31 protein-coding genes are annotated in these 25961 nt (G+C 70.1%); 9 read left to right on the top strand and 22 right to left on the bottom strand.

Going from position 1 to position 25961, the window contains the following annotated elements; translation table 11 throughout:
* Positions 1–2 precede the first annotated feature (2 nt).
* Together ACE3OG_RS06870 and ACE3OG_RS06865 are read right to left on the bottom strand one after the other, a co-directional pair.
* Positions 3–788, bottom strand: a complete 786-nt coding sequence (locus ACE3OG_RS06870) for a 3-hydroxybutyrate dehydrogenase (protein WP_374307022.1) — start codon at positions 786–788, stop codon at positions 3–5.
* Between the two features lie 181 nt (positions 789–969).
* Positions 970–1659 carry a transglutaminase-like cysteine peptidase gene (locus ACE3OG_RS06865; protein WP_374307020.1) on the bottom strand — a complete coding sequence of 230 codons (690 nt, stop codon included), beginning with the start codon at positions 1657–1659 and terminating at the stop codon, positions 970–972.
* Positions 1660–1993: 334 nt separating this feature from the next.
* Between ACE3OG_RS06865 and ACE3OG_RS06860 the strand changes: the two genes are divergently transcribed.
* Positions 1994–2845 carry an EcsC family protein gene (locus ACE3OG_RS06860; protein ID WP_374307018.1) on the top strand — a complete coding sequence of 284 codons (852 nt, stop codon included), beginning with the start codon at positions 1994–1996 and terminating at the stop codon, positions 2843–2845.
* Between the two features lie 95 nt (positions 2846–2940).
* The gene (locus ACE3OG_RS06855; protein ID WP_374307017.1) at positions 2941–3498 is read left to right on the top strand and encodes a hypothetical protein; all 558 of its coding nucleotides are present in this window, start codon (positions 2941–2943) and stop codon (positions 3496–3498) included.
* Here the strand turns inward: ACE3OG_RS06855 and ACE3OG_RS06850 are convergent.
* Genes ACE3OG_RS06850 through ACE3OG_RS06840 form a run of 3 tightly spaced genes read right to left on the bottom strand, consistent with a single transcriptional unit; the run spans position 3495 to position 5969 of the window.
* Positions 3495–4220 (bottom strand): hypothetical protein, encoded by a 726-nt coding sequence (locus tag ACE3OG_RS06850; RefSeq protein ID WP_374307016.1) that lies wholly within the window; start codon positions 4218–4220, stop codon positions 3495–3497. The genes ACE3OG_RS06855 and ACE3OG_RS06850 overlap by 4 nt on opposite strands.
* A gap of 3 nt (positions 4221–4223) precedes the next feature.
* Positions 4224–5399 carry an AI-2E family transporter gene (locus ACE3OG_RS06845; protein ID WP_374307014.1) on the bottom strand — a complete coding sequence of 392 codons (1176 nt, stop codon included), beginning with the start codon at positions 5397–5399 and terminating at the stop codon, positions 4224–4226.
* A gap of 21 nt (positions 5400–5420) precedes the next feature.
* Complete coding sequence (locus tag ACE3OG_RS06840) at positions 5421–5969, bottom strand: CDP-alcohol phosphatidyltransferase family protein (RefSeq protein ID WP_374307012.1); 549 nt, start codon at positions 5967–5969, stop codon at positions 5421–5423.
* Positions 5970–6090: 121 nt separating this feature from the next.
* Between ACE3OG_RS06840 and purM the strand changes: the two genes are divergently transcribed.
* Together purM and purN are read left to right on the top strand one after the other, a co-directional pair.
* On the top strand, positions 6091–7152 hold the full coding sequence (purM, locus tag ACE3OG_RS06835; protein ID WP_374307010.1) for a phosphoribosylformylglycinamidine cyclo-ligase: 1062 nt from the start codon (positions 6091–6093) through the stop codon (positions 7150–7152).
* The gene (gene purN, locus ACE3OG_RS06830) at positions 7149–7805 is read left to right on the top strand and encodes a phosphoribosylglycinamide formyltransferase (protein WP_374307008.1); all 657 of its coding nucleotides are present in this window, start codon (positions 7149–7151) and stop codon (positions 7803–7805) included. Before purM ends, purN begins: the two co-directional genes overlap by 4 nt.
* Positions 7806–7917: 112 nt before the next feature.
* Here purN and ndk read toward each other — a convergent pair whose 3' ends face one another.
* Positions 7918–8340: a nucleoside-diphosphate kinase gene (gene ndk, locus ACE3OG_RS06825; protein ID WP_374307006.1), complete on the bottom strand. Its 423-nt coding sequence runs from the start codon at positions 8338–8340 to the stop codon at positions 7918–7920.
* 164 nt (positions 8341–8504) lie between these two features.
* Here ndk and ACE3OG_RS06820 point away from each other — a divergent pair, with 164 nt between their 5' ends.
* Positions 8505–9476, top strand: coding sequence for a LysR substrate-binding domain-containing protein (locus ACE3OG_RS06820; protein WP_374307005.1), 972 nt, complete (start codon positions 8505–8507; stop codon positions 9474–9476).
* A 49-nt stretch (positions 9477–9525) separates the two neighbouring features.
* Here the strand turns inward: ACE3OG_RS06820 and ACE3OG_RS06815 are convergent, their stop codons facing one another.
* Together ACE3OG_RS06815 and ACE3OG_RS06810 are read right to left on the bottom strand one after the other, a co-directional pair.
* On the bottom strand, positions 9526–10062 hold the full coding sequence (locus ACE3OG_RS06815; RefSeq protein WP_374307003.1) for a carboxymuconolactone decarboxylase family protein: 537 nt from the start codon (positions 10060–10062) through the stop codon (positions 9526–9528).
* The gene (locus ACE3OG_RS06810; protein WP_374307001.1) at positions 10062–10616 is read right to left on the bottom strand and encodes a peroxiredoxin; all 555 of its coding nucleotides are present in this window, start codon (positions 10614–10616) and stop codon (positions 10062–10064) included. Before ACE3OG_RS06810 ends, ACE3OG_RS06815 begins: the two co-directional genes overlap by 1 nt.
* A gap of 335 nt (positions 10617–10951) precedes the next feature.
* Here ACE3OG_RS06810 and ACE3OG_RS06805 point away from each other — a divergent pair, with 335 nt between their 5' ends.
* On the top strand, positions 10952–12820 hold the full coding sequence (locus ACE3OG_RS06805) for an ABC-F family ATP-binding cassette domain-containing protein (RefSeq protein ID WP_374307000.1): 1869 nt from the start codon (positions 10952–10954) through the stop codon (positions 12818–12820).
* A gap of 42 nt (positions 12821–12862) precedes the next feature.
* Here ACE3OG_RS06805 and ACE3OG_RS06800 read toward each other — a convergent pair whose 3' ends face one another.
* From ACE3OG_RS06800 to mobB, 5 genes are all read right to left on the bottom strand, one after another.
* Positions 12863–13219 (bottom strand): hypothetical protein, encoded by a 357-nt coding sequence (locus ACE3OG_RS06800; RefSeq protein ID WP_374306998.1) that lies wholly within the window; start codon positions 13217–13219, stop codon positions 12863–12865.
* Positions 13220–13359: 140 nt separating this feature from the next.
* Positions 13360–13872: a hypothetical protein gene (locus tag ACE3OG_RS06795; RefSeq protein ID WP_374306996.1), complete on the bottom strand. Its 513-nt coding sequence runs from the start codon at positions 13870–13872 to the stop codon at positions 13360–13362.
* Positions 13873–13935: 63 nt separating this feature from the next.
* Positions 13936–14103 (bottom strand): hypothetical protein, encoded by a 168-nt coding sequence (locus tag ACE3OG_RS06790; RefSeq protein WP_374306994.1) that lies wholly within the window; start codon positions 14101–14103, stop codon positions 13936–13938.
* A 149-nt stretch (positions 14104–14252) separates the two neighbouring features.
* Complete coding sequence (glp, locus tag ACE3OG_RS06785) at positions 14253–15521, bottom strand: gephyrin-like molybdotransferase Glp (protein WP_374306993.1); 1269 nt, start codon at positions 15519–15521, stop codon at positions 14253–14255.
* Between the two features lie 4 nt (positions 15522–15525).
* Positions 15526–16206 (bottom strand): molybdopterin-guanine dinucleotide biosynthesis protein B, encoded by a 681-nt coding sequence (mobB, locus tag ACE3OG_RS06780; protein ID WP_374307192.1) that lies wholly within the window; start codon positions 16204–16206, stop codon positions 15526–15528.
* On the opposite strand from mobB, the gene ACE3OG_RS06775 reads away from it, so the two are divergent.
* From ACE3OG_RS06775 to ACE3OG_RS06765, 3 genes are read left to right on the top strand one after another with little or no spacing between them, the layout of a single operon-like run.
* Positions 16137–16400, top strand: coding sequence for a sulfurtransferase TusA family protein (locus ACE3OG_RS06775; protein ID WP_374306991.1), 264 nt, complete (start codon positions 16137–16139; stop codon positions 16398–16400). The genes mobB and ACE3OG_RS06775 overlap by 70 nt on opposite strands.
* Complete coding sequence (locus ACE3OG_RS06770; protein WP_374306989.1) at positions 16397–16993, top strand: DUF2478 domain-containing protein; 597 nt, start codon at positions 16397–16399, stop codon at positions 16991–16993. The genes ACE3OG_RS06775 and ACE3OG_RS06770 overlap by 4 nt, the downstream gene beginning before the upstream one ends.
* Positions 16990–17718, top strand: a complete 729-nt coding sequence (locus ACE3OG_RS06765; protein WP_374306987.1) for an NUDIX hydrolase — start codon at positions 16990–16992, stop codon at positions 17716–17718. Before ACE3OG_RS06770 ends, ACE3OG_RS06765 begins: the two co-directional genes overlap by 4 nt.
* A 4-nt stretch (positions 17719–17722) precedes the next feature.
* Here the strand turns inward: ACE3OG_RS06765 and ACE3OG_RS06760 are convergent, their stop codons facing one another.
* From ACE3OG_RS06760 to ACE3OG_RS06720, 9 genes are all read right to left on the bottom strand, one after another.
* Complete coding sequence (locus ACE3OG_RS06760) at positions 17723–18100, bottom strand: hypothetical protein (protein ID WP_374306986.1); 378 nt, start codon at positions 18098–18100, stop codon at positions 17723–17725.
* 29 nt (positions 18101–18129) lie between these two features.
* The gene (locus ACE3OG_RS06755) at positions 18130–19341 is read right to left on the bottom strand and encodes an FAD-dependent monooxygenase (protein ID WP_374306984.1); all 1212 of its coding nucleotides are present in this window, start codon (positions 19339–19341) and stop codon (positions 18130–18132) included.
* A gap of 31 nt (positions 19342–19372) precedes the next feature.
* Complete coding sequence (locus tag ACE3OG_RS06750; protein WP_374306982.1) at positions 19373–19621, bottom strand: zinc-finger domain-containing protein; 249 nt, start codon at positions 19619–19621, stop codon at positions 19373–19375.
* A gap of 149 nt (positions 19622–19770) precedes the next feature.
* Complete coding sequence (locus ACE3OG_RS06745) at positions 19771–20967, bottom strand: glycosyltransferase family 4 protein (protein ID WP_374306980.1); 1197 nt, start codon at positions 20965–20967, stop codon at positions 19771–19773.
* 244 nt (positions 20968–21211) lie between these two features.
* Positions 21212–22246: a glycosyltransferase gene (locus ACE3OG_RS06740; protein ID WP_374306978.1), complete on the bottom strand. Its 1035-nt coding sequence runs from the start codon at positions 22244–22246 to the stop codon at positions 21212–21214.
* Positions 22247–22368: 122 nt separating this feature from the next.
* Positions 22369–22923, bottom strand: a complete 555-nt coding sequence (locus ACE3OG_RS06735; RefSeq protein WP_374306976.1) for a D-glycero-alpha-D-manno-heptose-1,7-bisphosphate 7-phosphatase — start codon at positions 22921–22923, stop codon at positions 22369–22371.
* 49 nt (positions 22924–22972) lie between these two features.
* Positions 22973–24046, bottom strand: a complete 1074-nt coding sequence (locus tag ACE3OG_RS06730) for a glycosyltransferase family 9 protein (protein WP_374306974.1) — start codon at positions 24044–24046, stop codon at positions 22973–22975.
* Positions 24047–24387: 341 nt separating this feature from the next.
* Positions 24388–24999, bottom strand: coding sequence for a guanylate kinase (gene gmk / locus ACE3OG_RS06725; protein ID WP_374307190.1), 612 nt, complete (start codon positions 24997–24999; stop codon positions 24388–24390).
* A 79-nt stretch (positions 25000–25078) separates the two neighbouring features.
* Positions 25079–25960, bottom strand: a complete 882-nt coding sequence (locus ACE3OG_RS06720; protein ID WP_374306972.1) for a YicC/YloC family endoribonuclease — start codon at positions 25958–25960, stop codon at positions 25079–25081.
* Between the last annotated feature and the right edge of the window lies 1 nt (position 25961).

The following is a 25961-nucleotide window of genomic DNA, read 5'->3' as shown; positions in this document are numbered from 1 at the left end:
GCTCAGGCCGCCGTCCAGCCGCCGTCCATCGACAGGTTCGCGCCGGTGATCTGCGCCGCAGCGTCCGTGGTCAGGAACACGGCGAGCGCCGCCACTTCGTCCACCGTGACGAACTCCTTGGTCGGCTGCGCCGTCAAAAGCACGTCGTTGATGACCTGCTCGCGCGTCAGGTTGCGCGCCGCCATCGTGTCGGGGATCTGCTTCTCGACGAGCGGCGTCCAGACGTAGCCGGGCGAGATGCAGTTGACGGTGATCCCGAAGGTCGCAAGCTCGAGCGCCGCGGTCTTGGTGAGCCCGGCGACGCCGTGCTTGGCCGAGACATAGGCCGACTTGAACGGCGAGGCGACCTTGGAATGGGCCGAGGCGGTCGAGATGATCCGCCCCCATTTGCGCGCCTTCATGCCGGGGACCGCCGCCGCGATGGCGTGGAACGCCGCCGACAGGTTGATGGCGATGATCTGGTTCCACTTCTCGATCGGGAACTCCTCGATCGGCGCGACATGCTGGATTCCGGCGTTGTTGACGAGCACGTCGACGCTCCCGAACGCCTTTTCGGCGTCGGCGACCATGGCGCGGATCTCCTCGGCCTTGCTCATGTCGGCGGCGCTGTAGGCCGCCTTCACGCCGAAATCCTTCTCGATCTTCGTCCGCTCGGCCTCGATCGCCGCCGCGTCGCCGAAGCCGTTGATGGTGACGTTCGCCCCCTCCCTGGCGAGGGCGCGGGCGATGGCGAGGCCGATGCCGCTGGTCGATCCGGTGACGATCGCGTTGCGCGACTGCAGGGACATGCTGGGCTCCGATGCTGCGGGTTGAGGCCGAGGCCGAACGCCGCGAAGGCGGCTCGACGTCGACCGGCGCCCGGCGCGACTCTCGCGGTCGCCGGCGGGGGCGCGCGGAGATTGCCGCAGAGCGAAGGCGCGGCGCAACCCCTCGATTCGACGGAAGCCTCAGGGGCGCGGAGCGCCGCCCTCAGCGCGCCGCGTCGCGCGACACATAGGCCGGCTCGCTGGTCGGATCGCCGATCTGCATCCACACGTTCTGGTCCGCCTGCGACTGCCGCTTGACGAAGCGGTAGGGCGTGCGGGTCCAGAGCTTCACGTCGCCGGCGAGGTTGTCGAGCACGTAGTCGCCGGCGCTGGTCTTGACGGTGAGCACGGCGTGGCCCTGGTCGCCCGCATCCTTGACGACGGTCATCAGCAGCGCCTGGCGCGGAAAGCCTTCCTCGAGCAGGATCTTGCGCTTCAGGAGCGCAAAGTCCTCGCAGTCGCCCCTGCCGTCGGTCGGATAATCCCACTGGTCGAGCACGCCCCAGTGGTCCATGTCGGTGACCGCCTCGACGTGGGCGTTGACCCAGCGGTTGACGCGCTCGATCTCCTTCATGGTGCGCGGCGAGGCGACGACGTCGAGCGGCTCGAGCGGGCCGCCGTCGCAGGCGCCGGCGTAGCGGCGGCAGAAATCGGCCCAGCCGTAGGGCGTGGTGGTCGGCGCGACGATCGGCATGAAGGCCGGGGACGGAGCGGAAGCCGCCGCCTGCGCGCCGCGCGGCGCGACGGCGCAGGCGACGACGGCGAGCGCGCCGAGAAGGAGTCCCCTGCCGAGCCTCCCCGCCGCCCGGCCTTTCGCGCACCAGCTCTTCATCTGCGAAGTCTCCGCCGTCATGACCGAAGTCTTGACCCGAACCTTGTCGGTCGGCTGTGTTCGCGCGCTTAAACGGAAGGCTTCGATTTTAATTCGTCGCCGTCCTGCGCCGCGCCGGCGCTCGCGTTGCTTAACGTCGTCTTTGCAGCATGGGACGCAAACTTGCGAAGTTTTGTACGAACCTTGCGTCCGCGCCCTTGAACTCCTGCGGCGCCGGCGACACCTCTATGTGGCTTCGGCGTCGCCGCTTGGTTTACAAATCGTTAAATGCGCGAGCGGCTTAAATCAACGGGCGCCCGCCCCGCGCGAAGCGGCAAATTAAGATATCGTTAACGACGTGGATGGAGAAGCGCCCGTGAGCCTGTCGCCGACGCAGTCCGAACGCCGCGAGGTCGTCGTCTTCGCGGGCGGCCTTTCCCCTCTCGACGAGGCCGCCCTCGCGCGGGCGGTGGCCGAGCTGTCGGGCTCGAGCGTCGCCATGCGCCTCGCCTCGGCGATCGGGCGCCAGCTGGGCGCGGCGGGCCTCGTCGCGCCGCCGCAGATCGTCGCCGCCGTCCGGTCGAGCGCCGAGACGGCGATCCGCGCCGCGCTGGCCGTCGCCCTGCGCAGCCTGCCGCCCGAGCGCAAGGACCGCAGCCGCATGCACAAGTCCGTGGTGACGCTCGCCGGCGCCGCCGGCGGCGCGCTCGGCGTCGCAGCCCTTCCCGTGGAGCTTCCGTTCACCACGACGATGATGCTGCGCTCGATCGCCGCGATCGCGCAGGACGAGGGCGAGGACCTCGCCGACCCGGAGACGGCGATCGCCTGCCTCGAGGTGTTCGCGCTCGGCGGCGAGGTCGGCGCCGAGACGGGCGAGACGGCGGGCGCCGAGGACATGGGCTATTACGCCGCGCGCGTCATGCTGGCGAAGATGGTCAGCCAGTCGGCGCGCCATCTGCTGCATAGAGGCCTCGTGACCGACGCGGCTCCGCTGCTTACCCGGCTGGTGTCGCAGATCGCGGCGCGATTCGGCCTCGTCGTGTCGCAGAAGCTCGCCGCGCAGGCCGTGCCGCTCATCGGCGCGGCGAGCGGGGCGGCGATCAACTACGTCTTCGTCGACCACTTCCAGTCGCTGGCGCATGGCCATTTCACCGTGCGCCGCCTCGAGCGCGCCTACGGCGAGACGCTCGTGCGCGCCCAGTTCGAGCGTTTGCGCGCCCGCGCCTGAACGAACCGGTTCCGTTTTGGGACGGATTGTGTTAGCTGCATGGCGGTTTCGAGGCGCCGCCGGGGCGTCGCGGGCCAACCGACGGAGAGCACGCCGTGAAGGCCCCGCATTCCCCCGCCCGCCTGCGCGCCGGCCGCTTCGCGTTCGCCCGACCGGGCGCCTGGCTCGCTTTTCTCCCGGCCCTGATCCTGCCGCTCGCCGACGCGCAGGCCGGCTTCTTCGACTTCCTGTTCCCGCCGTCGCAGCCGGCCGCGCCGGCGTACAGCCCGCCCTCTTCCCTCGCTCCGCGCAAGAAGGTCGCGCGCAAGCCGAAGCCCGTCGTCGCTGTGCGGCCGCATACGCCAGCCCGCGTCGTCGCCAGCGTGATGGATGACGACAGCCTGAGGGTCGGCGACGCCGTGATGACCGACGCGGGCGTGCGCGTCTATGTCGGCGCGAAGGACGCCGCCCTGCCGCATTCGCCGGGCGATTTCGCGCCGCTCGCCGCCGTCCGCAAGCTGCCGGCGCGTTCGCGCGAGGCCCTTCTGGCCATGGACGAGCGCCGCGTCTCCGGCGCGCTCCTCACCGGCCGCTCGGCCGCCGATCCCGATCTCGCCCGCGGGCATATGATCGTCGATCCGCGCGGCGTGCAGATCCGCTACGTCGGGCCTTAAAACTCCTCCTCGTCCTCCTCCTCTCCGGCGGGCGCGCCGATCGCCGCCAGAACCTGCCCGGCGAGGCGCCGCGTGACCCTGGACTTGCGCGCCAGCGCCTCGCGGTCGAGCGCCTCGACGAAGCGCCGCGCGGCGTCGAGCGAGGAGTCGAGCCGCGTCGCGGCGTAGGCGACGAGCTTCGGATCGGGCGCGATCTGGTGGTCGGTCAGCAGCTTGCCCAGCACCATCCGCATGAGCGCGTCGTCGGGCGCGCCGATTTCCACGCGCGGCGCGAGGCGTAGCCGCGACAGCAGGTCGGGCGGCTCGACGCCGAGACGTTCGGGCGCCTCGCGCGCGGTCAGGAGCGTCGGCAGGGCGCGCTCGCGAACGAGGTTCAGAAGGTGGAAAAACGCGCGCCCGCCGGCCGGCGTCAGCGCGTCGAGATCTTCGATCAGAAGCGCGGGCTCGCGCGCGAGCGCGGCCGGGCCTGAAGCCTCAAGGTCGGCGGCGCGCAGGCGCCGCGCCCGCGCGCGAGCCGCCCAGATCGCGCCGAGGTGGCTCTTGCCGGAGCCCGCCGGGCCGTTCAGCAGCAGGACGCAGTCGGGCCAGTCGGGCCAGCGGCCGATCAGCCGCGCGGCGGCCTCGTTGGAGCCGCCGACGAAAAAATCCCGCGCGCCGAATTCCGGCGCTCCGGCGAGGTCGAGGGTCAGCTGCGGGGCGAGTCCGGCGCCGTCGCGCGCCATGGCCTATCCCTTGCGCTCGCCGAGCCGCGGCGCCGGCGCCGGCGCGGGAAGCGGCTCGGGCTCGCTCGCAAGGATGATCGCCGGCGCGCGGTCGGGCTCGGCGTAGATGCGGCTCGCGCGGTAGCGCGCGGCCGCGTAGCGCAGCAGCACGCCGAACGCCGCCGCGCAGGGAACGGCGATGAGCAGGCCGCCGAAGCCGAACAGGCTGCCGAAGGCGAGCAGCGCGAAGATCAGCCAGACCGGATGCAGGCCGACCGATTCGCCGACGAGCTTGGGCGAGAGGACGTTGCCTTCGAGGAACTGTCCGGCGCCGACGACGGCGAGCGACATCAGCATGAGCCGCCATTCCGGCCAGCCCTGCACGAGCGCGAACACGCTGGAGAGAATCAGCGCGGTGAGCGAGCCGACATAGGGAATGAAGCTCAACAGCCCGGCGGTGAGGCCGATCAACAGACCGTAGTTGAGGCCGATGAGCGAGAGCCCGACGCCGTACCAGAGCCCGAGGAACAGGCAGACGAGAGATTGGCCGCGCAGGAAGCCGGAGAGCGCCGCGTCGATCTCGCGCGCGAGCTCCCGCACCGTCGCGCGCCGGCGCGGCGGCACGAGCCCGTCGACGGTCGCGATCATCTTTTCCCAGTCGAGCAGGAGATAGAAGGCGATGACCGGCGTCAGCACGAGCAGGGAGATGACGCTGATGAGCGCCGCCCCGCTTGTCCACAGCGACCTCACGAAGGCGCCGGCCCATTGCGCGCCCTGGTTCAGGAGGTCGCGCATCGAGTTGCGCAGATCGCCCGAGACGTCCTGCCTGAGCCCCAGGCGCTCGAGCAGCGGGCTCGACACGGTCTTGCTCACATAGTCGGCGAGATGGTTCAACAATTCGTCGAGCCGGAGCGCATAGTCCGGCAGCGCGATGATGAAGCTCGTCAGCTGGCGCCAGAGCGCCGGCGCGACGACGAACAGGAAGACGGCGGCGGCGAGCAGGAAGACCGCCATCATCGCGAGCGAGGCGCCGAGCCGGCTGAAGCCGGCGCGCTCCAGCCGGCCGGCGACCGGATTGAGCAGGTAGCCAAGCGCGAGCGCCGCGACGAAGGGCGCGAGCACGCCGCTGAACAGCCACAGGAACAGCGCGGCCAGAAGGACGGCGCCGGCCCAGAAGGCGATTTTCCATTCGGTGCGCATCGCTCGAAGCTTCCCCGCGCCTCAGGCGCCCATGTGGCGGATCCATTGCAAGGAATATGCGGCGAACGAGGCGAGCGCGAGGGCGGCCACCGCATAGACCGACGCCGTGAACCATGCCCCCTTCTCGACGCCGAAGGCCTCGACGCTGAGGACCATCGCCGCGAACAGGATCTGCGCCAGCGTGTTGAGCTTGGACACGAGCAGCGGACGCACCTCCATCGGCCGGTCCATGAGTCGGGCGACGAGGAAGGCGCCGACGATCATCGCGTCGCGCGCGACGACGATGATCGCCAGAGTCGCCGGGATCGCGCCGACGATGGCGAGCGCCACGTAGATCGAGACGAGCAGCGCCTTGTCGGCGATCGGGTCGAGATAGGCGCCAAGCTCGGTGCGCCAGTCGAAGGTCTTGGCGATCCAGCCGTCCAGCCCGTCGGAGACGCCGGCGACGACGAAGGCGGCGAAGGCGTAGGTCCACTGCCGCGAAGCGATGAATGAGATCACCGCCGGCACGAGCAGCAGGCGCATGCAGGTGATGAGGTTCGGCAGGCTGCCGAAATTGCGAAAATCCATCGACGATCGGCCCGATTGCGCGCCGCGCAACCTACCAAGGCGCGCCCTCGCCGACAACGCGGGCGGCGTCTTGCGTCGCGGCGCCGGAGGGGCTAGCCGTGGGCGGCGACGCGAGGCCCTCATGACCGACGACAAGAAACTCACCTACGCCGACGCCGGCGTCGACATCGAGGCGGGCAACGCCATGGTGGAGGCGATCAGGCCGCTGGTGCGGGCGACGCGCCGGCGCGGCGCCGACGCCGAGATCGGCGGCTTCGGCGGCCTGTTCGACCTCAAGGCGGCCGGCTTCAAGGATCCGATCCTCGTCGCCGCAAATGACGGGGTCGGCACCAAGCTGCGCATAGCCATCGAGACCGGCGTCCACGACACGATCGGCGTCGACCTCGTCGCCATGTGCGTCAACGACCTCGTGGTCCAGGGCGCGGAGCCGCTGTTCTTCCTCGACTATTACGCCAGCGGCAAGCTCGACGGGGCGGTCGCCGCCGCCGTGGTGAGCGGGATCGCGCGCGGCTGCATCGAGGCCGGCGCGGCGCTGATCGGCGGCGAGACGGCGGAGATGCCGGGCCTTTACGCCGGCGCCGACTATGACCTCGCAGGCTTCGCCGTCGGCGCCGTCGAGCGCGGCGCGCTGCTGCCGCGCGCCGACGTCGGGCCGGGCGACGCGCTGATCGGCGTGCCTTCCTCGGGCGCGCACTCCAACGGCTTCTCGCTGATCCGCCGCATCGTCGCGCAGTCGAGGCTTTCATGGGACGCGCCGGCGCCTTTCGCGCCCGGCCACAGCCTCGGCGAGGCGCTGCTCACCCCGACGCGCATCTATGTGCGCACGCTGTTGCCGCTGCTCGGCGCGGGCTCGCCGGTCAAGGCGCTCGCCCACATCACCGGCGGCGGCTTCCCGGACAATCTGCCGCGCGTCCTGCCGGCGGGCCTCGGCGTCGAGGTCGACCTTTCGGCGATCCCGCTGCCGCCGGTCTTCTCCTGGCTTGCGGCGCAGGGCGGCGTCGACGCGCCCGAAATGCTGCGCACGTTCAATTGCGGGATCGGCATGGCGCTGGTGTGCGGGCAGGCGCAGGCGCAGGGGCTCGTCGACGCGCTCGTCGCGGCGGGCGAGGCGCCGGTGCGGCTCGGCCGGGTGGTCGAGGCCGGCGCGCAGCGCGTCGCCTACGCCGGGCGCCTCGCGCTTTGAGCGTCGCGCGCAGGCGCGTCGCGATCCTGATCTCGGGACGCGGCTCGAACATGCGGGCGCTCGTCGAGCGCGCCCGCGCGCCGGATTTTCCGGCCGAGATCGCGCTCGTGCTGTCGAACCGGCCGGACGCCGCCGGCCTCGCCTTCGCCCGCGAGGCGGGGATCGCCTGCGCCGCCCTCGACCATAAAATCTACGCCGGGCGCGAGCAGTTCGAGCGCTCGATGCAGGCGATGCTCGAAATCCACCGGATCGAGCTCATCTGCCTCGCCGGCTTCATGCGCCTGCTGACCCCCTGGTTCATCGGCCAGTGGAGCGGACGCATGATCAACGTCCACCCCGCCCTGCTGCCTTCCTACCGCGGCCTCCGCACGCATGAGCGGGCGCTCGCCGACGGCGTCAAGATTCACGGCTGCACCGTGCATTTCGTCGTTCCGGCGATGGACGAAGGGCCGATCATCGCGCAGGCGGCGGTCCCCGCGCTCGACGACGACACGCCGGAGACGCTCGCCGCCCGCGTGCTGGAGCAGGAGCATAAAATCTATCCGGCCGCGCTCGAATGGCTGGCGGCGGGAGTTTTGAGGGTCGAGGGGAACCGCGTCGTCCGCGTCGGAGCGCCAGGCGCGACAGAAGCGCTGCGCAATCCTTCCTGCTGAGACGATTATATTTTCAAACCAAAGGCTTGCGCGCTGATGTGAAAGCTTCCGGCGAACATGTGGCGAGGTTTCGCCGGAAGTTCATGATCTGCGCGCAAGGCGTTGAAATAGCTCAGCCGACGATCTCGTTGCCGGAAAACCACTGGGCGATCTCGACCGCCGCCGTCTCCGGCGCGTCGGAGCCGTGCGCCGAGTTCTCGCCGACCGAAAGCGCGAACTCCTTGCGGATCGTGCCGGGCGCGGCCTTGGCGGGATCGGTCGCGCCGAGCACTTCGCGATAGGCGGCGATGGCGTTCTCGCCCTCGAGCACCTGCACCACGACGGGGCCGGCGGTCATGGTCTCGACCAGCTCGCCGAAGAACGGCCGCGCCTTATGCACGGCGTAGAAGGTCTGCGCCTGCTCTTTCGTGATCAGCACCCGCTTCTGCGCGACGATGCGCAGCCCGGCCTTCTCGATCAGGGCGTTGACCGCGCCGGTGAGGTTGCGCCGCGTGGCGTCCGGCTTGATGATGGAGAAGGTGCGTTCGATCGCCATGAGCGTCAAAATCCTTGGCGGAAGCTGCGCGGGATGCGCAGGAGGTGAAAAAACCCGCGCCGGCGGCGCGGGAGGGAATTTCGAGGCGCTTATAGAGGCGCGGTCCCTCCCCGGCAACCCGCGCGCCGATTGCCGGCGGGGCGCAGGATTGTTATTCCAGCGCCATGAACCTGCGCGACCTTCGCTACATCATCAAAGTCGCGGACTTGAAGCATTTCGGCCGCGCCGCGGTCGCCTGCCACGTGAGCCAGCCGACCCTGAGCGGCCAGATCCTGAAGCTCGAGGAGGAGCTCGGCGTCGCCGTCTTCGAGCGGGTCGGCAAGTCGCTGACGACGACCGCGGCCGGCGAGGCGATTCTCGCCCATGCGCGGCGCTGCGTCGCCGCCGCCGACGATCTCGTCGCCGCCGCGCGGGCGAGCCGCGACCCGATGATCGGCCCGCTCCGGCTCGGGATCATCCCGACGCTCGCGCCTTATCTCACGCCGCTGCTGCTGCCGCCGGCGCGCGAGGCGATGCCTTCGACGCCGCTCGCCCTCGTCGAGGATCTGACGACGCGGCTCACGGAGCTCGTCGCGCAGGGCGAGCTCGACGCGGCGCTGATCGCCTCGCAGCCCGAAGACGACGCGCTCGCCGCCGTCGAGCTGTTCGAGGAGCCTTTCTTCCTCGTCATGCCGCGCGGCCACCGGCTGGCGCAGGCCGAAATCGTCGACGCGGCCGACATCGACCCGGACGAGCTCCTGCTGCTCTCCGACGGCCACTGCCTGCGCGACCAGGCGCTCGAGCTCTGTCAAAATCCGCGACGCGGCGACGGCGAGATGGCCGACATGCGCGCGGCGAGCCTGCCGACGCTGCTGCATCTCGCCGCCGCGGGCTACGGGCTGACCCTCATCCCGGCGCTGGCGCTGGCCGAGGAGACGCGCCTGCCGGGCGACCTCATCGTGCGTCGGCTCAAGGGGCCGCACACCTCGCGCATGATCAGGCTCGTGTCTCGTCCGACCCACCCGCGCCAGCCGGCGATCGAGGCGCTGGCGAAGCTCGTGCGCGCGCATATCCCGAGCCGGCTGCCGACCGCCGCCGGGCCTTACGCCGCGGAGAAGGCGTGCGGACAGGAAGACGCGTCCCTTCTGAAGACGTGAAAAAGGGCGCGCCGCAAGCGACGCGCCCTCTCAGCATCCACCGGCGCCGTCAGGCGAGGACGGGCAGCTTCGCCGCCTCCAGCGCGATCGCGGCCGACTGCAGGATGGCGGCGAAACGCACGGCGGTCTGCGCGCTCTCCTGCGTCACGCCGGAGGCGAGCAGCGCCTTCTCATGCGCGTCGACGCAGGCGCCGCAGCCGTTGATCGCCGACACCGCGAGGCACCACAGCTCGAAGTCGGCCTTGGGCGCGCCCGGCGAGGCGATGACGTTCATGCGCAGCTTGGCCGGCAACGTCTTGTAGACCGGGTTCGAGGCGAGATGGACGAAGCGGTAGTAGACGTTGTTCATCGCCATGACCGCCGCCGCCGCGCGGGCGGCGTCGCGCGCCTCGGGCGAGAGGCGCGTGACGGCCTCCGCGTCGAAGGCGGCCGCGACCTCGGCGTTGCGGGTGGCGATCGCGCAGGCGAGGAGCAGGCCGTATTTGGTCTGCTCGCCGAGGCTTTCGTCGTTGGCGATCGCGCCGAGGTTGAGGCGCACGTCCTTGGCGAAGTCGGGAATCTGCGCCTTGAGCGCCTCGATCGACATCACGCCGCCTTCAGCACGTCGCCGCCGACCTGCCGGTTGCAGGGGCAGAGTTCGTCCGTCTGCAGGGCGTCGAGGACGCGCAGCGTGTCCTTGGGCGCGCGGCCGACGTTGAGGTTGGTCGCGTAGACGTGCTGGATCACGTTGTCCGGGTCGACGATGAAGGTGTAGCGGTAGGCGACGCCGGCCGGCGAGCGCACGCCGAGGCCGTCGGTCAGCGAGCCGTTGGTGTCGGCGAACTGCCAGATCGGCAGCTTGGCGAGATCCTTGTGGTCGCGCCGCCAGGCGAGCTTGACGAACTCATTGTCGGTCGAGCCGCCGAGCACCACCGCGTCGCGGTCGGCGAACTCGGAGTTGAGGCGCGCGAATTCAGCGATCTCCGTCGGACAAACGAAGGTGAAGTCCTTCGGATAGAAGAAAATCACCTTCCACTTTCCAGGAAAGCTGTCCCGGGTGATTTCCTCGAAGGCGCTAACGCCGTTTTCTTCGTGGTTCTCGAAGCCGGGCTTAACTCCGGTGACGGAGAATTCGGGAATCTTGTCGCCAATGCCAGCCATTTCGGCCTCCTTTTTGATGTTCTGAACTGCGCTATGTATATTTAATACTTTTCGTACGGTCCAATCGCCGTCGCAAATCGGAAGCATCGTCGCGACCTATCGCCGGGCTGGACCGCGCCGATGCGTCCGCGGGCGACGAAAAACCGTATTCGGCGATCGGCCGCCATGCTGCGTGGACGTAGCTGCAGGACGCGACGTAACCCGTTAGAATTGCTCTAACTGCTCACCCTGGAAGATAGGCGCGGGACCGCCGCGCCTCTATGTGTCATCGCGCCGCAGCAAAGTCATGCGCGCCGCTTTCTTGCAAAGCCGGCCGCTTCGGGCGAAAAGCCGCGATGCTCCACATCAGCGACCTCACCCTGCGGCTCGGGCCGCGGCTCCTGTTCGACAAGGCCTCGGCGGCGCTGCCGGAGGGCGCGAGGATCGGCCTCGTCGGACGCAACGGCGTCGGCAAGACCACGCTGTTCAGGATGATCGCCGACGAGCTCCATCCCGAATCCGGGACGATCTCGTCGCCGCGCCACGCCCGCCTCGGCCGCGTCGAGCAGGAGGCGCCGGGCGGGCCGCAGGCGCTCGTCGATTTCGTGCTCGAGGCCGACGTCGAGCGCGCCGCCCTGACGCGCGAGGCCGAGAGCGCGCGCGACCCGCACCGCATCGCCGAGATCCACGCCCGCCTCGTCGACATCGACGCCCATTCGGCGCCGGCGCGGGCCGCCGCCATCCTCTCCGGCCTCGGCTTCGACGAAGAGGCGCAGCGGCGCCCGCTCTCGGAGTTCTCGGGCGGCTGGCGCATGCGCGTGGCGCTCGCCGCCGTGCTGTTCTCGGCGCCCGACCTGCTGCTGCTCGACGAGCCGACCAACTATCTCGACCTCGAGGGCGCGCTCTGGCTGATCGACTACCTGCGCCGCTATCCGGCGACGATCCTCGTCATCAGCCACGACCGCGACATGCTCGACGCCGTCTGCGACCACATCCTGCACCTCGACGGCGGCAAGCTGACGCTATGGCGCGGCAATTATTCGGGCTTCGAGAAGCAGCGGCGCGAGCGCCAGGCGGTTCTGGAGAAGCAGCGGAAGAAGCAGGATGAGCAGAGGAGGCATCTGCAGTCCTTCGTCGACCGCTTCCGCGCCAAGGCGACCAAGGCGGCGCAGGCCCAGTCGCGCCTCAAGATGCTGGCCAGGCTCGAGCCCGTCGCGGCCGTCGTCGACGGCGAGGTCCTGCCCTTTCGCCTGCCCTCGCCGGCGAAGAAGCTCAGCCCGCCGATCGTCGCCATGGAGAACGCCGCCGTCGGCTACGGCGGCGAGCCGGTCCTGCGCAGGCTGTCGCTGTCCATCGCCGACGACGACCGCATCGGCCTGCTCGGCTCCAACGGCAACGGCAAGTCGACCTTCGCCAAGCTCGTCGCCGGGCGGCTCGAACCCTCCTCGGGCGCAGTCACGCGCGCGCCGAAGCTCGACGTCGGGTTTTTCGCGCAGCACCAGGTCGACGACCTCGACGAGGCGGCGACGCCTTTCCAGTGCGTCGCGCGGCTCATGCCGGAGGCGCCCGAATCGAAGGCGCGCGCCCGCTGCGCGCAGTTCGGCTTCTCCAGCGTCAGGGCGGACACGCGCGTCGCGCAGCTCTCGGGCGGGGAGAAGGCGCGGCTGCTGATGGGGCTTTCGAGCTTCTCGGGGCCGAATCTCCTCATTCTCGACGAGCCGACCAACCATCTCGACATCGACAGCCGCGCGGCGCTGATCGAGGCGCTCAACGATTACGAGGGAGCGGTGATTCTCGTCTCGCACGACCGCCATCTCCTCGAAGCCTGCGCCGACCGGCTGTGGCTCGTCGCCGACGGCATGGTGAAGAATTTCGACGGCGACATGGACGATTACCGGCGCTTCGTGCTGGATCAGGCGGGCGCGACGCGCGCGCCGCCGGCGCGCAAGGCCGAGGCGGCGCCGGAGAAGGCGGCCCGCAGGGAGCCGCAGGCCAGCGGCGGCGCGCTGCGCAAGCGCGTCGCGGCGATCGAAGAGCGGATGGCGAAGCTGCAGGAGCTCGTCGGACGCGTTGACGCCGCGCTCGCCGATCCGTCGAGCTTCGCCAAGGCGCCCGCCAAGGCCGGAGAGCTCGCAGGGCAACGCGCCCAGCTCGAAAAGGCGCTGGTCGAGGCGGAGGAGGAATGGCTTCGCCTCAGCGGCGAACTCGAGGCGCGGGCGGATTGACGTTCGCCGGCGCGCGGCGGGCGGATATTTTCGGGACCGCCGTCAATTCGCCTTGTCGTCTGGAAGCTCGCCCGCGTCATGGCCTTCACGCGACGGCGGCTTGTCGTTGGCCATCTGGTAGAACCATGACCACGCCACGCCGAGGGTGGCGACGAGGGCGGCCATGATGGTCTGGTTCGCGCGCATCACCGCGTAGAAGCCGCTGAGCGCGCGCTCCGCGGCGCCGTCGCTCGCCGAGGCCGCCCATTTTCCATCCGCGTCGACGTGAAACGCCGCGCTGAGGAAGGCGGCCAGGACCGCCGCATAAAGAAGAAAGAGCGCCGCGCCCCATCCCCACATGCCGAGCAGGGTTCCGAAGTTGCGCCGGCGCCGCATCTTCGCGGGAGGCGGCGTTCTCACGAACGGCTTCACCAAGGCTGGATCGAGAGACATGCCAGAGCCCCCACCATGCGGCGCGCGCTTGACTTATTATAGCGCTTCTCGCCGGCGATCGAAGCGCGCCGCGGTTGCGCGGATGCACCCGCCTCCCGCCTGAACGCTCAGTGCAGCGTCGCGGCCCGCGGCGCCAGCCGCCGGACCAGCGGCGGCTCGCGCGCGTCGAGCGTGCGCGCGAAATGGAGGTCCTGCGCGGCGAACGCGCGCGCCAGCGAGCGGCTAGCCTCGACCAGCGGCCTCGCGTCGTCGACGCCGACGAGCTCGGCGGCGGCCAGAAGCTCCTCATGCGCTTCGCCGCGCTGCGAGGCGCAGACGAGGCGGAGGACGCGCATCTCGTCCTCGCAGAGGCACCGGCAGACGTCAGGCAGCCAGCCGATCGGCCGGCTCGCGCGCTGGTTCAGGAGGCGGGTGAACACATGGAATTCGGAGAACAGGGTTTTCCCGACTTCCAGCGCGACGTAGCGCAGGAGCGCGTCCCAGGCGCAGTCCCAGCAGAACATGTCGCGGGTCGAAAACCCCGCCATCCAGTAGCGATATTGCGAAAAGAACAGATGCTCGGCGGGCGCGTCGGCGTGGACGCCGGCCACCTCGCGGGAATGGGTCCGATGGTCGGTCATGGCGCGGCCTCTCCTGACAAGTCCTGACATGAATCGAGTTCAAGGTTCGACGCATGGGGCCGTTCAGGCGGCGCGGCGGCGGGCGACGAGCGTCGAGACGAACTCCGCGGCCCGACGGCGCAGGCATTCCTCGACGCAGGCGTCATGGTAGACCGCCTCGAGAGCTGCGACGCAGACGTCGAGAAGCGAGGCGGATCCCACAGGATCCCAGTCGTCCGCCGCCTTATTCAAGATTTTATCTATTCTAATTCGCTCATTTGCAAGATCACACATGGCGCCCATCCAAGAATTGAACGGATGATTATTTTAATCATGCGCGCAATCTGGGCAACAACGATGTTTCAGCATCATTCTAATTAAACATGGCGCGGCGATCGGCTTCAACGGATCAGGTCGTAATCCAGAAAATCGACCAGATCGCCGGGCTCCAGCGCCGTCATCTCCTCGGGCAGGACGACCACTCCTTGCGTGCGCGTGAGCGAGGTCAGCGCCGCCGCCCCCTCGAGCCGGTATTTTTCCGCGCGCGTCCCCTGCGCGTCGGCGACGAGGCTGGCGCGCAAAAATTCGCGCGGCCCCGCCTTCTTGCGGTGGGCGAAGCCGGAGGGAACGCGCGCGGCGCGCGGCGGCTCGTAGCGCGCGCCCGAGAGCGCCGCGACGAGCGCGCGCCCGAAGAAGGCGAAGCCGACGAAGGCCGCGACCGGATTGCCGGGCAGGCCAAGGAAGGGCGCGCCCTCGACCACGCCCATGGCGAGCGGGCGGCCGGGCTTGACCGCGAGCCGCCAGAAGGCGAGCGAGCCGAACTCGAGAATCGCCGCCTTCACATGATCCTCCTCGCCGACCGAGACGCCGCCCGAGCTGACGACGAGGTCATGCGCCGCGGCCGCCTCGCGCAGCGCGGCGGCGATCACGTCCCGGTCGTCCGGCAGGACGCCGAGATCGGTCGTCTCGACGCCCAGCCGCCGCAGCAGCGCGGCGAGCATGAAGCGGTTGGCGTCATAGGCCTGCCCGGCGCGCAGCTTCTCGCCCGGGAGCGCGAGCTCGTCGCCGGTCGAAAACAGGGCGGCGCGCAGCGTTCGCCGGACGGGAAGCGCGGGCAGGCCGAGGGCGGCCGCAAGCGCCAGGTCTTCAGGCCGCAGCCGGCGCCCGGCGACGAGCGCGAGTTCGCCGAGGGCGACGTCCTCCCCCTTGCGCCGGACGTTCGCGCCGCGGAAGAGGCCGGACGGCAGCCCGACGCGCCCGTCGTCGAGCGTCCGGCAGTCCTCCTGCATGAACACCGTGTCGAAGCCTTCGGGCACGGCCGCGCCGGTGAAGATGCGCGCGGCCTTGCCTTCAAGGCCGGTCAGCGCCGCCGGGAGGCGCTCGAGCGGGCGGCCCGCCGCCGCCCGCGCGCCGACGAACAACACTGTCTCGCCGTCGGCGGAAAGATCGGCGAAGCGCGCGGCATAGCCGTCGACCGCGGAGTTGTCGAAGCCCGGCAGGGGCAGCGGCGCGGCGACGTTCGACGAGAGGATGCGTCCCCCGGCCGCAAGAAGCGGGACGTTTTCGGTTTCGGGGACAGGCCTGATCCGCGCCGCGAGGAGGGCGAGCGCCTCCTCGACGCGCATGGGCCTCTCGTCGGCGGCGAAGGCGTCCGGGGAAAGCTGCGCCATGGCGTCAGCCGCGCCCGCCGAGCGCGGACAGGGCGCGCTCGACCGGCTCGGCGAAGCGCAGCGCGAGCGCCGCCACGCCGGCGACGTCGTCGAGATGCGCGAAGGGCAGCGGCCCGGCCGCGGCCGGATCGTCGGCCGCGACCGCGCGGATCGTCGGATCGTCGGCGTGGAGCGCCGGCTTGCCGTTGGCGGCGCGGAAAACCTCGATCTTGGCGTGGCCGTCGCGCTTCCAGCCCTCGATCAGCAGGAGATCGACGGGCGCCATCTTTGCGAGCAGTTCGGAAAGGGCGGGCTCCTCGCCTTCCGCGTTCTCATGCAGCAGGGCGTAGCGCCGCGCCGAGGCGACGAGCACCTCGCGCGCGCCGGCTTCGCGATGGCGGAAGGAGTCCTTGCCCGGCTGGTCGAGATCGAATCGATGATGCGCGTGCTTGAGCGTCGACACGGAAAGCCCCTGCGCGATAAGATAAGGAATGAGCTTGACGATCAAGGTGGTTTTCCCCGCCCCGCTCCAGCCCGCGAGGCCGATCACCCGCATTGCGCTCCCCGTTCGGACGGCCGCATGACGCAACTGTTTTCGCCGTTTCTCGCAGCGCGCCGCACGGAGACGATTTCGCCGTGAACGCCCTCTCGCTCGAAGCGGACGCCCACGCCGGCGTCGTGGCGCTGGACCTCGTGGGGCTGAAATGCCCCCTGCCCGTCCTGCGCGCGCGCAAGGCGCTGCGCGCCCTCGCGCCGGGCGAGCTTCTGATCGTCCGGTGCACCGACCCGCTCGCGGCGATCGACATTCCTCATCTCGTCAACGAGACAGGGGATGCGCTCGAAGGTCAAGCCCATGACGAGCGCGGGCTGGTGTTTCATATCCGCCGGAGAGGATCATGACGCGAAGCGAGGCGACGGCGGACGACGCGTATTTTCCGGAAGGACCGCCCGGTTCGCCGGCGAAGCCGCTCGCCGCGTTCGTGTTCGACGACAGCGAGGAAGCCAACCGCATTGTCGCCGACTTCGCCGCCGAGCTCGCGCGGGAGGGACGGCGCGTCGCCGGCGTGATCCAGCGCGCCGAGGCGACGGAATTCTGCCGCTGCCGCGAGGCCGAGCTCCTGAACGTCGAGACCGGCGAGAGCTTTACGATCCTTCAGGACCTCGGCCGGGGGTCGGACGCATGCCGGATCGATCCTGACGCCATCGCCAGAGCCGGCGTCGAGATCGCCCGCGCGCTCGAAGGCGCGCCCGAGCTCTTGTTCGTCAACCGCTTCGGCAAGCTGGAGATGGAGGGCGAGGGCCTCACCGCCGAAATCGGCGCAGCCGTTCTCTCCGGCGCGCCGACGCTCGTCTGCGTGGCGCGCCGTTTCCTGCCGCCCTGGCGCGAATTCGCCGGCGGCCTCGCCGACGAAATTCCCTGCTGCGGCGTCTCGCTGCGGCGCTGGTGGCGCGCGGTCGAGGCCGGCGCCGCCGCCGCGAACGACGCCGCGTGACGCCGTTCGGGAGCTCGCGGATCGAGAGCGTCGATGCGGTCGGGATGCGCATCGAGGAGCGGCGCTGGGCGTTCGCGGAGGAGCAGGCGCAGGCGATCGACCGCCATTGGGAGAAGCTCAAGGGAGCCAATCCGCATCTCTTCAACGGCCGCGTGTTCCTGAATTTCGAGCGCGCCGTGATCGAGGAGAAAGGCCGGCGCGTCCTGACCGGCGTCGCCGCGGCGGTCGACTTCAAGGCCTTCCTCGCCTGGCGCGACTTCGGCTTTCCGGACGCCGACGCGCGCAACTGCTTCGCCATGGCGGCGCTGCGCTCGGCCGACGGCGCCTTCGTCATGGGCCGCATGAGCGAGACCACCGCCAACGCCGGAAAAGTCTATTTCCCCGCCGGCACGCCAGACCTCGGCGACGTCTGCGACGGGAGGCTCGACCTCGAGGGCAGCGTGACGCGCGAGCTTCTCGAGGAGATGGGATCGAGCGCCGGCGAGACCGCCTGCGAGCCGGGCTGGCGCGTCGTGTTCGAAGGGCCGCGCATCGCCTGCATGAAGGCGGTTCGCTCGCCCCTGCCGGCGCGCGGGATCGAAGCGCGCTTCTCCGCCTTCGCGGCGGGCGAGGCGCATCCCGAGTTCTGCGCGCTGCACATGGCTTACGGCGAAGGCGACCTTCTCGAAGGCCTTATGCCGGATTTCCTGCTGCGCTACCTGCGCGACGAATTCTCCCGAAGCTGAATCTTCAGGCGCGATAGCCGTGCTTGGACTTGGTGGCGCGCAGGATCGACAGCGCCTCGGAGTCGCGTCCGGCGGCGCAGGCCTCGGCGGCGCGGGAGAGATCGCCGGCGATGCTGTCATAGACCGAACGGTTGACGTTGCCGGTCTTGACGTCGGACCAGACGACCGTCTGGAAGCTGTTGAGCGGACCGGCGCAGGAGGAATTCGCCGGGAACGCCGGCCAGCTCGGCGGCGAGGGAAGCGTCGGCCCGCTCGCCGCCGCCGTCGGCGGATTGGAATAAGGCTGCGGCGCGTTGGCGCCCTGGCTGCAGCCGCCGAGAGACAGGCCGCCAAGACTCAGCGCCGCGCCGATCGCCGCATAGCCCGCCGTCCTGCGCTTCATCCCCGCCTCCCTCGAATTTTCGCCCAGAGTCACGGCGCGGACGATGCTGTCAAGCCCGCGCCGGCGTAAATCCACGCGTAACGCTCGAGCAATCGCGCGCCGCCCATCAGCCGCATCGCGACGTCGCGCGCGGCCGCGGGCGCTCCGGCGAGATGGCAGACGCGCTCCTGCGCGCGCGACGCCTGCTGGACGCGGCTGGCGCGGGCGAGGCGGGCCGCCTCATAGGCGCGCAGCGCCGCCTGCGGTTCGGGAATCGAGGCGATGGCCGCGCCGAGCGCGTCGGCGTCCTCGATCGCCTGCGCCGCGCCCTGCGCCAGGAATGGCAGCATCGGATGGGCGGCGTCGCCGAGCAGCGCGACGCGTCCGCCGACCCAGCGCGTGAGCGGCGCGCGGTCGTGCAGGCGCCACTTGCGCCAGGACGGCGCCGCCGCGACGAGCGCGCGCGCCCGCGCGTCGAAGCGCGCGAAATGCGGCGCGAGGTCGCGCGGGTCGGCCTCGTTCGCCCAGAACGGGCCGACGTCCGGGCGCGCCGCCTCGGCGACGACGGCGACGATGTTGACGAAGCTTCTCCCGCGCAACGGATAATGGACGAGATGCGCGCCAGGCCCGAGCCAGAGCGCCGCCTCCGGGCGCAGCGCCATTTCCGGCGCGCGCGCGGCGGGGACGAGCGTCCGCCAGGCCGAACGGCGCGACATCGCGAGCGCCTGCGCGGGCGCGCCGAACAGGGCCCGGCGCAGGATGGAGCGCGATCCGTCGGCGGCGACGAGCACGTCGCCCTCGACCGAAAAGCGCGACGCGCCTTTCCTGAAATGCGTCTCGACGTTCTCGTTCGTCTGCGAAAAGCCCGTGGCCTCGACGCCGAGGCCGAGGGAGATCGCCTCGACCTTCGCCGCGGCCGCGAGCAGCGCCCGCTGCAGGTCGGCGCGATGGGCGAACAGATAGGGCCCTCCCCAGCGCGCGCGCGCGTCGGCAAGCGGCATCAACGCCAGCGTCGCGCCGTCCCGCGCGCGCAGGAGGCGGGTCGCCTCGGGCTCGAGCGCCGCGTCACGCAGCGCGTCGAGCGCGCCAAGGCGGTCCAGCACGCACGTCGCGTTAGGCGAAAGCTGCAGGCCGGCGCCGACCTCGGCCAGAGCCTGCGCCTTCTCGAAGACGCTGACGCGCCAGCCTTCCTGCGCGAGGCGCAGGGCGGCGCAGAGGCCGCCGATCCCGGCGCCGACGATCACCGCACGCGGCGCGCTCACGCCGCAGACGGTCCATCCGCGCGAGGCAGCCTCACGCGGCGGCCGTCGTCGGCTCGAAGGCGCATGCGGCGGGCTCGCAGCCGCCGTGAAGCGCGGCGTCGTAGACGTAGAGCGTCGAGCAGTACGGGCAGACCGCCTCGTCGGCGTCGCCCATGTCGATGAAGATATGCGGGTGGTCGAAGGGCGGCAGCGCGCCGACGCACATGAATTCCTTCGCCCCGACGCGCACGCGCGCGACGCCCGGCTGATTGTGGAAATGCGGCGTCGAATGGCCGGCCATGCTCTCGTCCCCGTTTAGCGATCGCGTCGCGCGCCGGCGAGCGGCCGTGACGAGCCGGACCCTAGAGCGTTTTGCGGACGGAGGAAACTGTCCGTTCGCCGCGGCCCGGGCCCGCGCCGCACGGCCCGCTGCAAGAACTCGACGGGCGCCTAGAAGGTCAGCTTGGAGCCTCCGGCGAGCGCCTCGGAGCCCGCTTCGCGGACGACTTCGTCGAGGATCCTGAAGAGATTGCCGCGAAAATCCGCGTCGAGATATTTCGACACGACCTTCTCGCGCCCTCGCTCTCCCATCTCGCGCGCGAGCGCCGGATCGAGCAGCAGCCGTCCGAGCCGTTCGGCGAGCGCTTCGACGTCGTGAGGATCGACGACGAATCCGTCCACTTCGTCGGCGACGACCTCGCTCGCGGCGCCGAACATGCTGCAGATCACGGGCAGGCCGTATTGCCAAGCCTCAAGATAGACGATTCCGAAACCTTCCTTGTCGGAGGGCATGGCGAAGACGCTGGCGCGCGCGTAAGCCTCGCGCAGCGCGTCGGCGTCGACGAGGCCGCGGAACGTGACGACGTCGTCGACGCCGCGCTGGCGCGCGAGCTCCTCAAGCTGCGGGCGGAGGGCCCCGTCGCCGACGATCTCATAGGTCAGCTGCGGCGCGCGCGCGCGCAGCAGCGCCACCGCCTCGATCATCTCGTGGACGTTCTTCTCGCGTTCGGCGGCGCCGAGCCGCGTCACGGTGAGAATCGAAAAGGGCTTGCGCGCGACGACGGGACCCTGGGCCGGCTCGTCGACCGCGTTCGGCAGGATGCGGAATTTCTCGATCGGCACGCCGAATTCGCGGCTCATCACGCCAGCCGTGTAGCGGCTGACCGAGACCACTCTGTCGACGCAGCGCAAGGCGAGGCGCTCGAAATGGCGCCGCGGGCGCCCGGCGCCGTTCCAGGCTTCGAACCCGTGCACGAAAAGCACGATGGGAAGACGGGGCCGAAACAGCCGCACGGCGACGGCGAGGGCCAGAAGATTGATGTGGCAGATCAGAAGCAGGCCGCCCTGGCTGACCGAGGCGGCGAAAACCTGAAGCAGGAAGGCCGCCCGGCCGTGCGGCGCGACGATCTCGAAGCCGGACGAGGCCGGCAACGTCGCCTTGTCGTCGCCGGCGACGACGACAAGCGGCTCCGCGCCGCGACGTGCGCGCGAGCCAAGGCTCTGGAAAAGGCGCCGGTTGAAGTTCTGCAGCCCGCCGATCTTGGAATAGGTCGACAGGGCGCAGACGACGATCCGCGACTTCCGGCGCGACGCCGCCCCGGGCGCTTCCTTAACGTCGATGATCGAGGGCTCCGAGGTGACGCGCATGATTGACGATAGACGAAAAGAATCGAGAAATGACCGGACTGGTCAGAAATCTTAAAAACCGCCCCAGATTTACATCGGCAGCGCGCTCCATGATTGCGTTGGGACAATTCGCGGCGCCGCGTAAGACCCAAGTGTGGCGGCTGACGGCGTTCGGCATGAATGCACCCGGCGGGCGGACCCGAGCTTTAATCTCGATTCTTTCCTATCGCGAGGATCCCCCGAACGGCTCGCCCCTGCGGGCGCGTCAGGCGTAGGCTTCCTCGCGAAAGACGGCGTCGACGATCTTCGACATGAGCATTTCGTTGAAATCGCCGTTCTGGATCACCCTGCGGCGTCCCGCGGCGGCGATCGCCTTGATTCGTTCCGGATCTTGCAGGAGCGCAAGGCAGCGGTCGGCGCAATCGTCGGCGTCGTCGAAAAACACCGCCTCCTCGCCGTCCTCGTACATCTCCAGGTGCTCGCTCGTGCGCTCGGCGCACAGCAGCGTCCCTATCGCCGGAATTTCGAGGCTGCGGGTCGTATAGAGGTCCTCATTGCCTTTCGACATCAATCCGAGAGCGATTTTCGCGCCGCGAATCGCCTTGACGTAGTTCGCGCCGTCGAGACCCCCCAAGGTCACATAGGGACGCAGGCGGTCATATTCGCGCGCCTTCCGCCAGCGCGGCCCATAAATGCGCAACGGCAAGCCGCGCTCGACGAGGCGTCGCATGAAGGGACCGCGCTCCGGCATCCATGTGCCGACGAAGGCGATCTGCGACGAGTAACGCGCGAGGTCCTCCTGGCTCATTTCGATGGGCCGGTGCGTCGCTTCGTCCGCGGCCTGGCGCACGACCATCACCCGCCTCGCGCCCATGCGACGCGCAGGCTCCGCGGAAGATCGACGCACGGTCGCGACGAGGTCGTAGAAAGGCAAGGCCTTGATGAACATGCGCCACTTGCGCATGTCCCGCGAGACATAGGGATTGTCCTGATTATAGTTTACGACCGCGCGGGCGACCGTCTTGAACCGCTTGACGCAGGAAGCGTTGATCAGCTCGCCGTGATCGACGAACACGACGTCGTAGGTCTCGTCGCCGATCTGGCGGAACATCCAGTTCTCCACAAGTCCGCCGAGGCCGAGCGCGCCGGTCCTGACGACCCAGGCGTCGGTCAGCCGCTCCGGCACGATCGGCAGCGAATCGACGGGCTCCCAGGGATCGAGCGAGCGCACCTCGTGGCCAAGCCGGCGGAAGGCGTTGATGCGCTGCACGGCGGTGCCGGTCTCAGGGCCAATGTACAATATCTTCATCATGCTCACCGAAAGAGGGGCGACGCGCCGGACGGGCGCTGTCCCGGCGCCGCGCGTCCTGCGCGAGATGCTCGTTTCCCCGCCGACGCTCCTTCCATGCGCGTTCTCACATCTCAGGCGTTCTGCGCCGCGGCCTGGCGCAGAACTTCCTCGCTGGCTTCGAGGAGGTCGCGGCAAACGGGCGCGCCCTCCGCGCGGGCGCGCGCTTCGTCATGCCGGCCATGGCCGGTCAGGACGAGAACGCCGTATGCTCCGATGGCGCGCGCGAGTCCGACGTCCGACAGCTTGTCGCCGATGACGAAGGAGCGCTCGAGGTCGAGGTCAAGGTCGCGCGCCGCGTCCAGCGCCAGTCCCGGCAACGGCTTGCGGCAGGAGCAGTCGTCGTCCGGCCCGTGCACGCAGCGATACCAGCCGGCGATCTCTATCCCCTCCTGCGTGAGCAGCTCCTTGACGCGGGCCTCGACGATGTCCGCCTGCGCGATCGAGAAATAGCCGCGGCCGATCCCCGACTGGTTGGAGACGACGACGAAGGGATAGCCCAGCGTCGCCATCGCCTTGATGGCCTCGGCGGCGCCGGGCAGCAGCTCCACCTGATCGGGATCGGAGGGATAGATGCGCTCGACGATGATCGTGCCGTCCCGGTCGAGAAATATGGCTGGCGACGACATATGGCTCCTCATGTTCGAATGGCGGGTCGGCGTCGATCGCCGGAAAGGTTCAGGCGGGCGCGGCGCCGGACAGAGCGGCGCGGAACTCCCGCGTCATCTCTTCGACCCTGATCTTGTCGACGCCCTCCATGCGGTGGATGATCCGATGGCTCTCGCCGAAGGGGTGCCATTTGCGCGGCGGATTGAGGCCGCTGAAAGGCGAAACGCAAGTCACGCCCATGGCCGCGGCGAGATGCATCGGTCCCGAGTCGTGGCCGGTGAAGAGGCTCGCCGCGCGCATCGCCGCCGCGCTTTCGCGCGGCCTCAGCTTGCCGCAGGCGTTGACGACCGGGCTTGGCCAGCCGCGCGACACCGCCGCGACCGCGACGCCCTCCTCGGCGGCGCCCACGAACAGAAGCCCGTAGCCGCCATGGGTCGAGGCGAGATCTGCAAAGAAGCGACGCCAGTTCTCGTCGCCCCAATGGTTCTCGACCGCCTTGCCGCCCATGTTGACGGCGACGAAGGGCTTGTCTCCGAACGGCGCGAGGGCGCCCTCTCCGGCCTCGACCTCCGCCGCCGTGAGGCGCAGATCCCAGTTGCGCCCGTCCTCGAGATCGATCGGACCCAGCGCGCGCATCGAGCGCGCGAGCCGCACGCATTCCTTCTCGAGCTGGCCGTCCGCGTCGCAGGCCGCGACCTGCACGTCCGCCGCGAGCGGCGCGCCGACGACGCGTTTCACCCCGCTCAACCGGAAGAACAGCATGTCGCGCAGCACCTGCAGGCGGCTCAGGCGCGCGGTGAGATAGACGAGCGCGTCCGCGTCGAGCGCGCGCAGCTGGCGCGAAAGCCGCCACAAGGCGGGCAGCGAGCGCAACTTCAAGGGGTAATTCATCACCCCGTCGATGAGGCCGGAGCCGCCGAGAATCAATTCGATCGACGCCGCTTTCGAGGAGATCGGCGCATTGGTCAGAACGACGCGTTCGGCGTCGGGATAGGCCTGCGCGATCTTGTGGAAGCACGGCAGGGCGATCACGGTGTCGCCGAGGCTGCCGAGGCGGAAGATCACAACCTTGCGGCGCGTCCGCGCCGCGCTCGCCGCGGCCGGCGCCGCCGCAGGCGCCCCGCTCGACTCGCTTCGGGACAAGCGTCTCGACGGTCCCTCCCCGTCGACGCCATTCTTCGTCAGGACGTCGGCCGAATTCGGCATCGTCACGAAGCCCTCTCAAGTTCGACGCGTCGTCCCGTCCGAGGGACGTCGCAGGGACATGGTGAACGCGCGGCGTGAAAAAAAGACGACGCGCGCCTCGCACCGGAGGGAAGCGCGGTCTGGCGCGCCATCGCAACGCGACGACGGCGACGCGCGCGCAGCCATGCGACGACAGGCCTGATCTTTACCATGCCGCCCCGACTCGACAAAGCGCGCCCGTCCCGCCCAGCGGCGGGCTGGCCTCGAGACCGCGGCGATACGTCGCACGCAAGCCCGCCTCAGCCCTGCCGCAGCAGCTCCTCGACGAAGCCGGCGATGGCCTGCCGCGAGCGCTGCGCCCTGCCGCGCTCGGCCGTGACGATGGCCGACAGCGCCCTGAACGTCGCCTGCAGATCGCTGTTGACCAGAACATAATCATATTGGGTCCAGCGGCTGATCTCGTTGCGGGCGTTTTCGAGGCGCCGCGCGATGACCTCGGGCGGATCCTCCGCGCGCCGTTCGAGCCGGGCGCGAAGCTCCCTCATCGAGGGCGGCAGGATGAACACCGTGACGACGTCGGCGCCGTTCTTCTGCCGCACCTGCTGCGCGCCCTGGTAGTCGATGTCGAACAGGACGTCGCGGCCCTCCTCGAGCACCTTCTCGACCGGCTCGCGCGGAGTGCCGTAGCAATTGCCGTGCACCTCCGCCCATTCGAGCAGCTCGCCGGCCTCGCGCATCGCCTCGAACTGCCGGCGCGAGATGAAGCTGTAATGAATGCCGTCGACCTCGCTCGAGCGGCGCGCCCGCGTCGTGACCGAGATCGACAGGGTGAGGTCGAGCTCCTTGGTCTGCAGAAGCATGCGGGTCAGGGTCGTCTTGCCGGCGCCGGACGGCGAGGACAGGATCAGCATGAAGCCGCGCCGGCCCGGCGCGCGCCCGGCCGCCGCCTCGACGGCCGTCCCGTCCTCCGCGCGCGCCGCCGCGGCCAATTCACTCGACATTCTGGACCTGCTCGCGGAATTGTTCGATCTCGACGCGCAGCTCCATGCCGATCGCCGTCAGCTCGACGTCGTTCGACTTGGCGCAGAGCGTGTTGGCCTCGCGCGCCAGCTCCTGGGCGAGGAAGTCGAGCCTTCGCCCGACCGGCCCGCCGGCGGCGAGCAGCGCCTGCGCGGCCGCGCGGTGCGCCTCGAGCCGGTCGAGCTCCTCGCGCACGTCGGCCTTGCCGGCGAGAAGAAGCGCCTCCTGATGCAGCCGCGCCGGATCAAGGCCCGTCCCGCCGAGCGCAGCGACCGACTGCCCGAGCCGCGCCATGACGGCGGCGGGCTGGCGTCCGGGCGAGGCGTCGGCGCGCGCCGTCAAATCGCCGACGCGGGCGAGCCGCTGCGCCAGCGCGGCGCCGACGGCGCCCCCCTCCCCCGCGCGCATGGCGCAAAGGGCGTCGAGCGCCGCCTCGAAGCCCCCGAGCGCCGCGGCGCGCGCCTCCTCGAGCGCGCTCTCCAGCTCGGGCGCCTCGGCCGTCTCGACGACGCCGCGCAGCGCGAGAAGCCCGTCGAGGCTCGCTGGCGCGACGCCCTGCGGCCGCTCGACGCTGTTCAGCGCGCCGAGCAGCCGGCTCAGCAGCTCCATGTTGACGCGCACGTCGGGCGCGGCCGCCTCGCGCCGCATCGCAAGCGTGGCGTAGACCGTCCCGCGCGCGAGCCGCGCCCCGGCCCTGCGCCGCGCCTCCGGCTCCAGCGCGTCGAAGCCCGGCGGCAGGCGCAGCCGCAGGTCGAGCCCCCTGGCGTTGACGCTCTTGATCTCCCACGCCCAGGCATAGGGTCCGGCGGCGCCGGCGGCGCGCGCGAAGCCGGTCATGCTGGCGATGGCCATG

The sequence above is a fragment of the Methylocella sp. genome, from assembly GCF_041905455.1.
Classification (GTDB): domain Bacteria; phylum Pseudomonadota; class Alphaproteobacteria; order Rhizobiales; family Beijerinckiaceae; genus Methylocapsa.
This window is presented reverse-complemented; position numbering and strand designations above follow the sequence as displayed.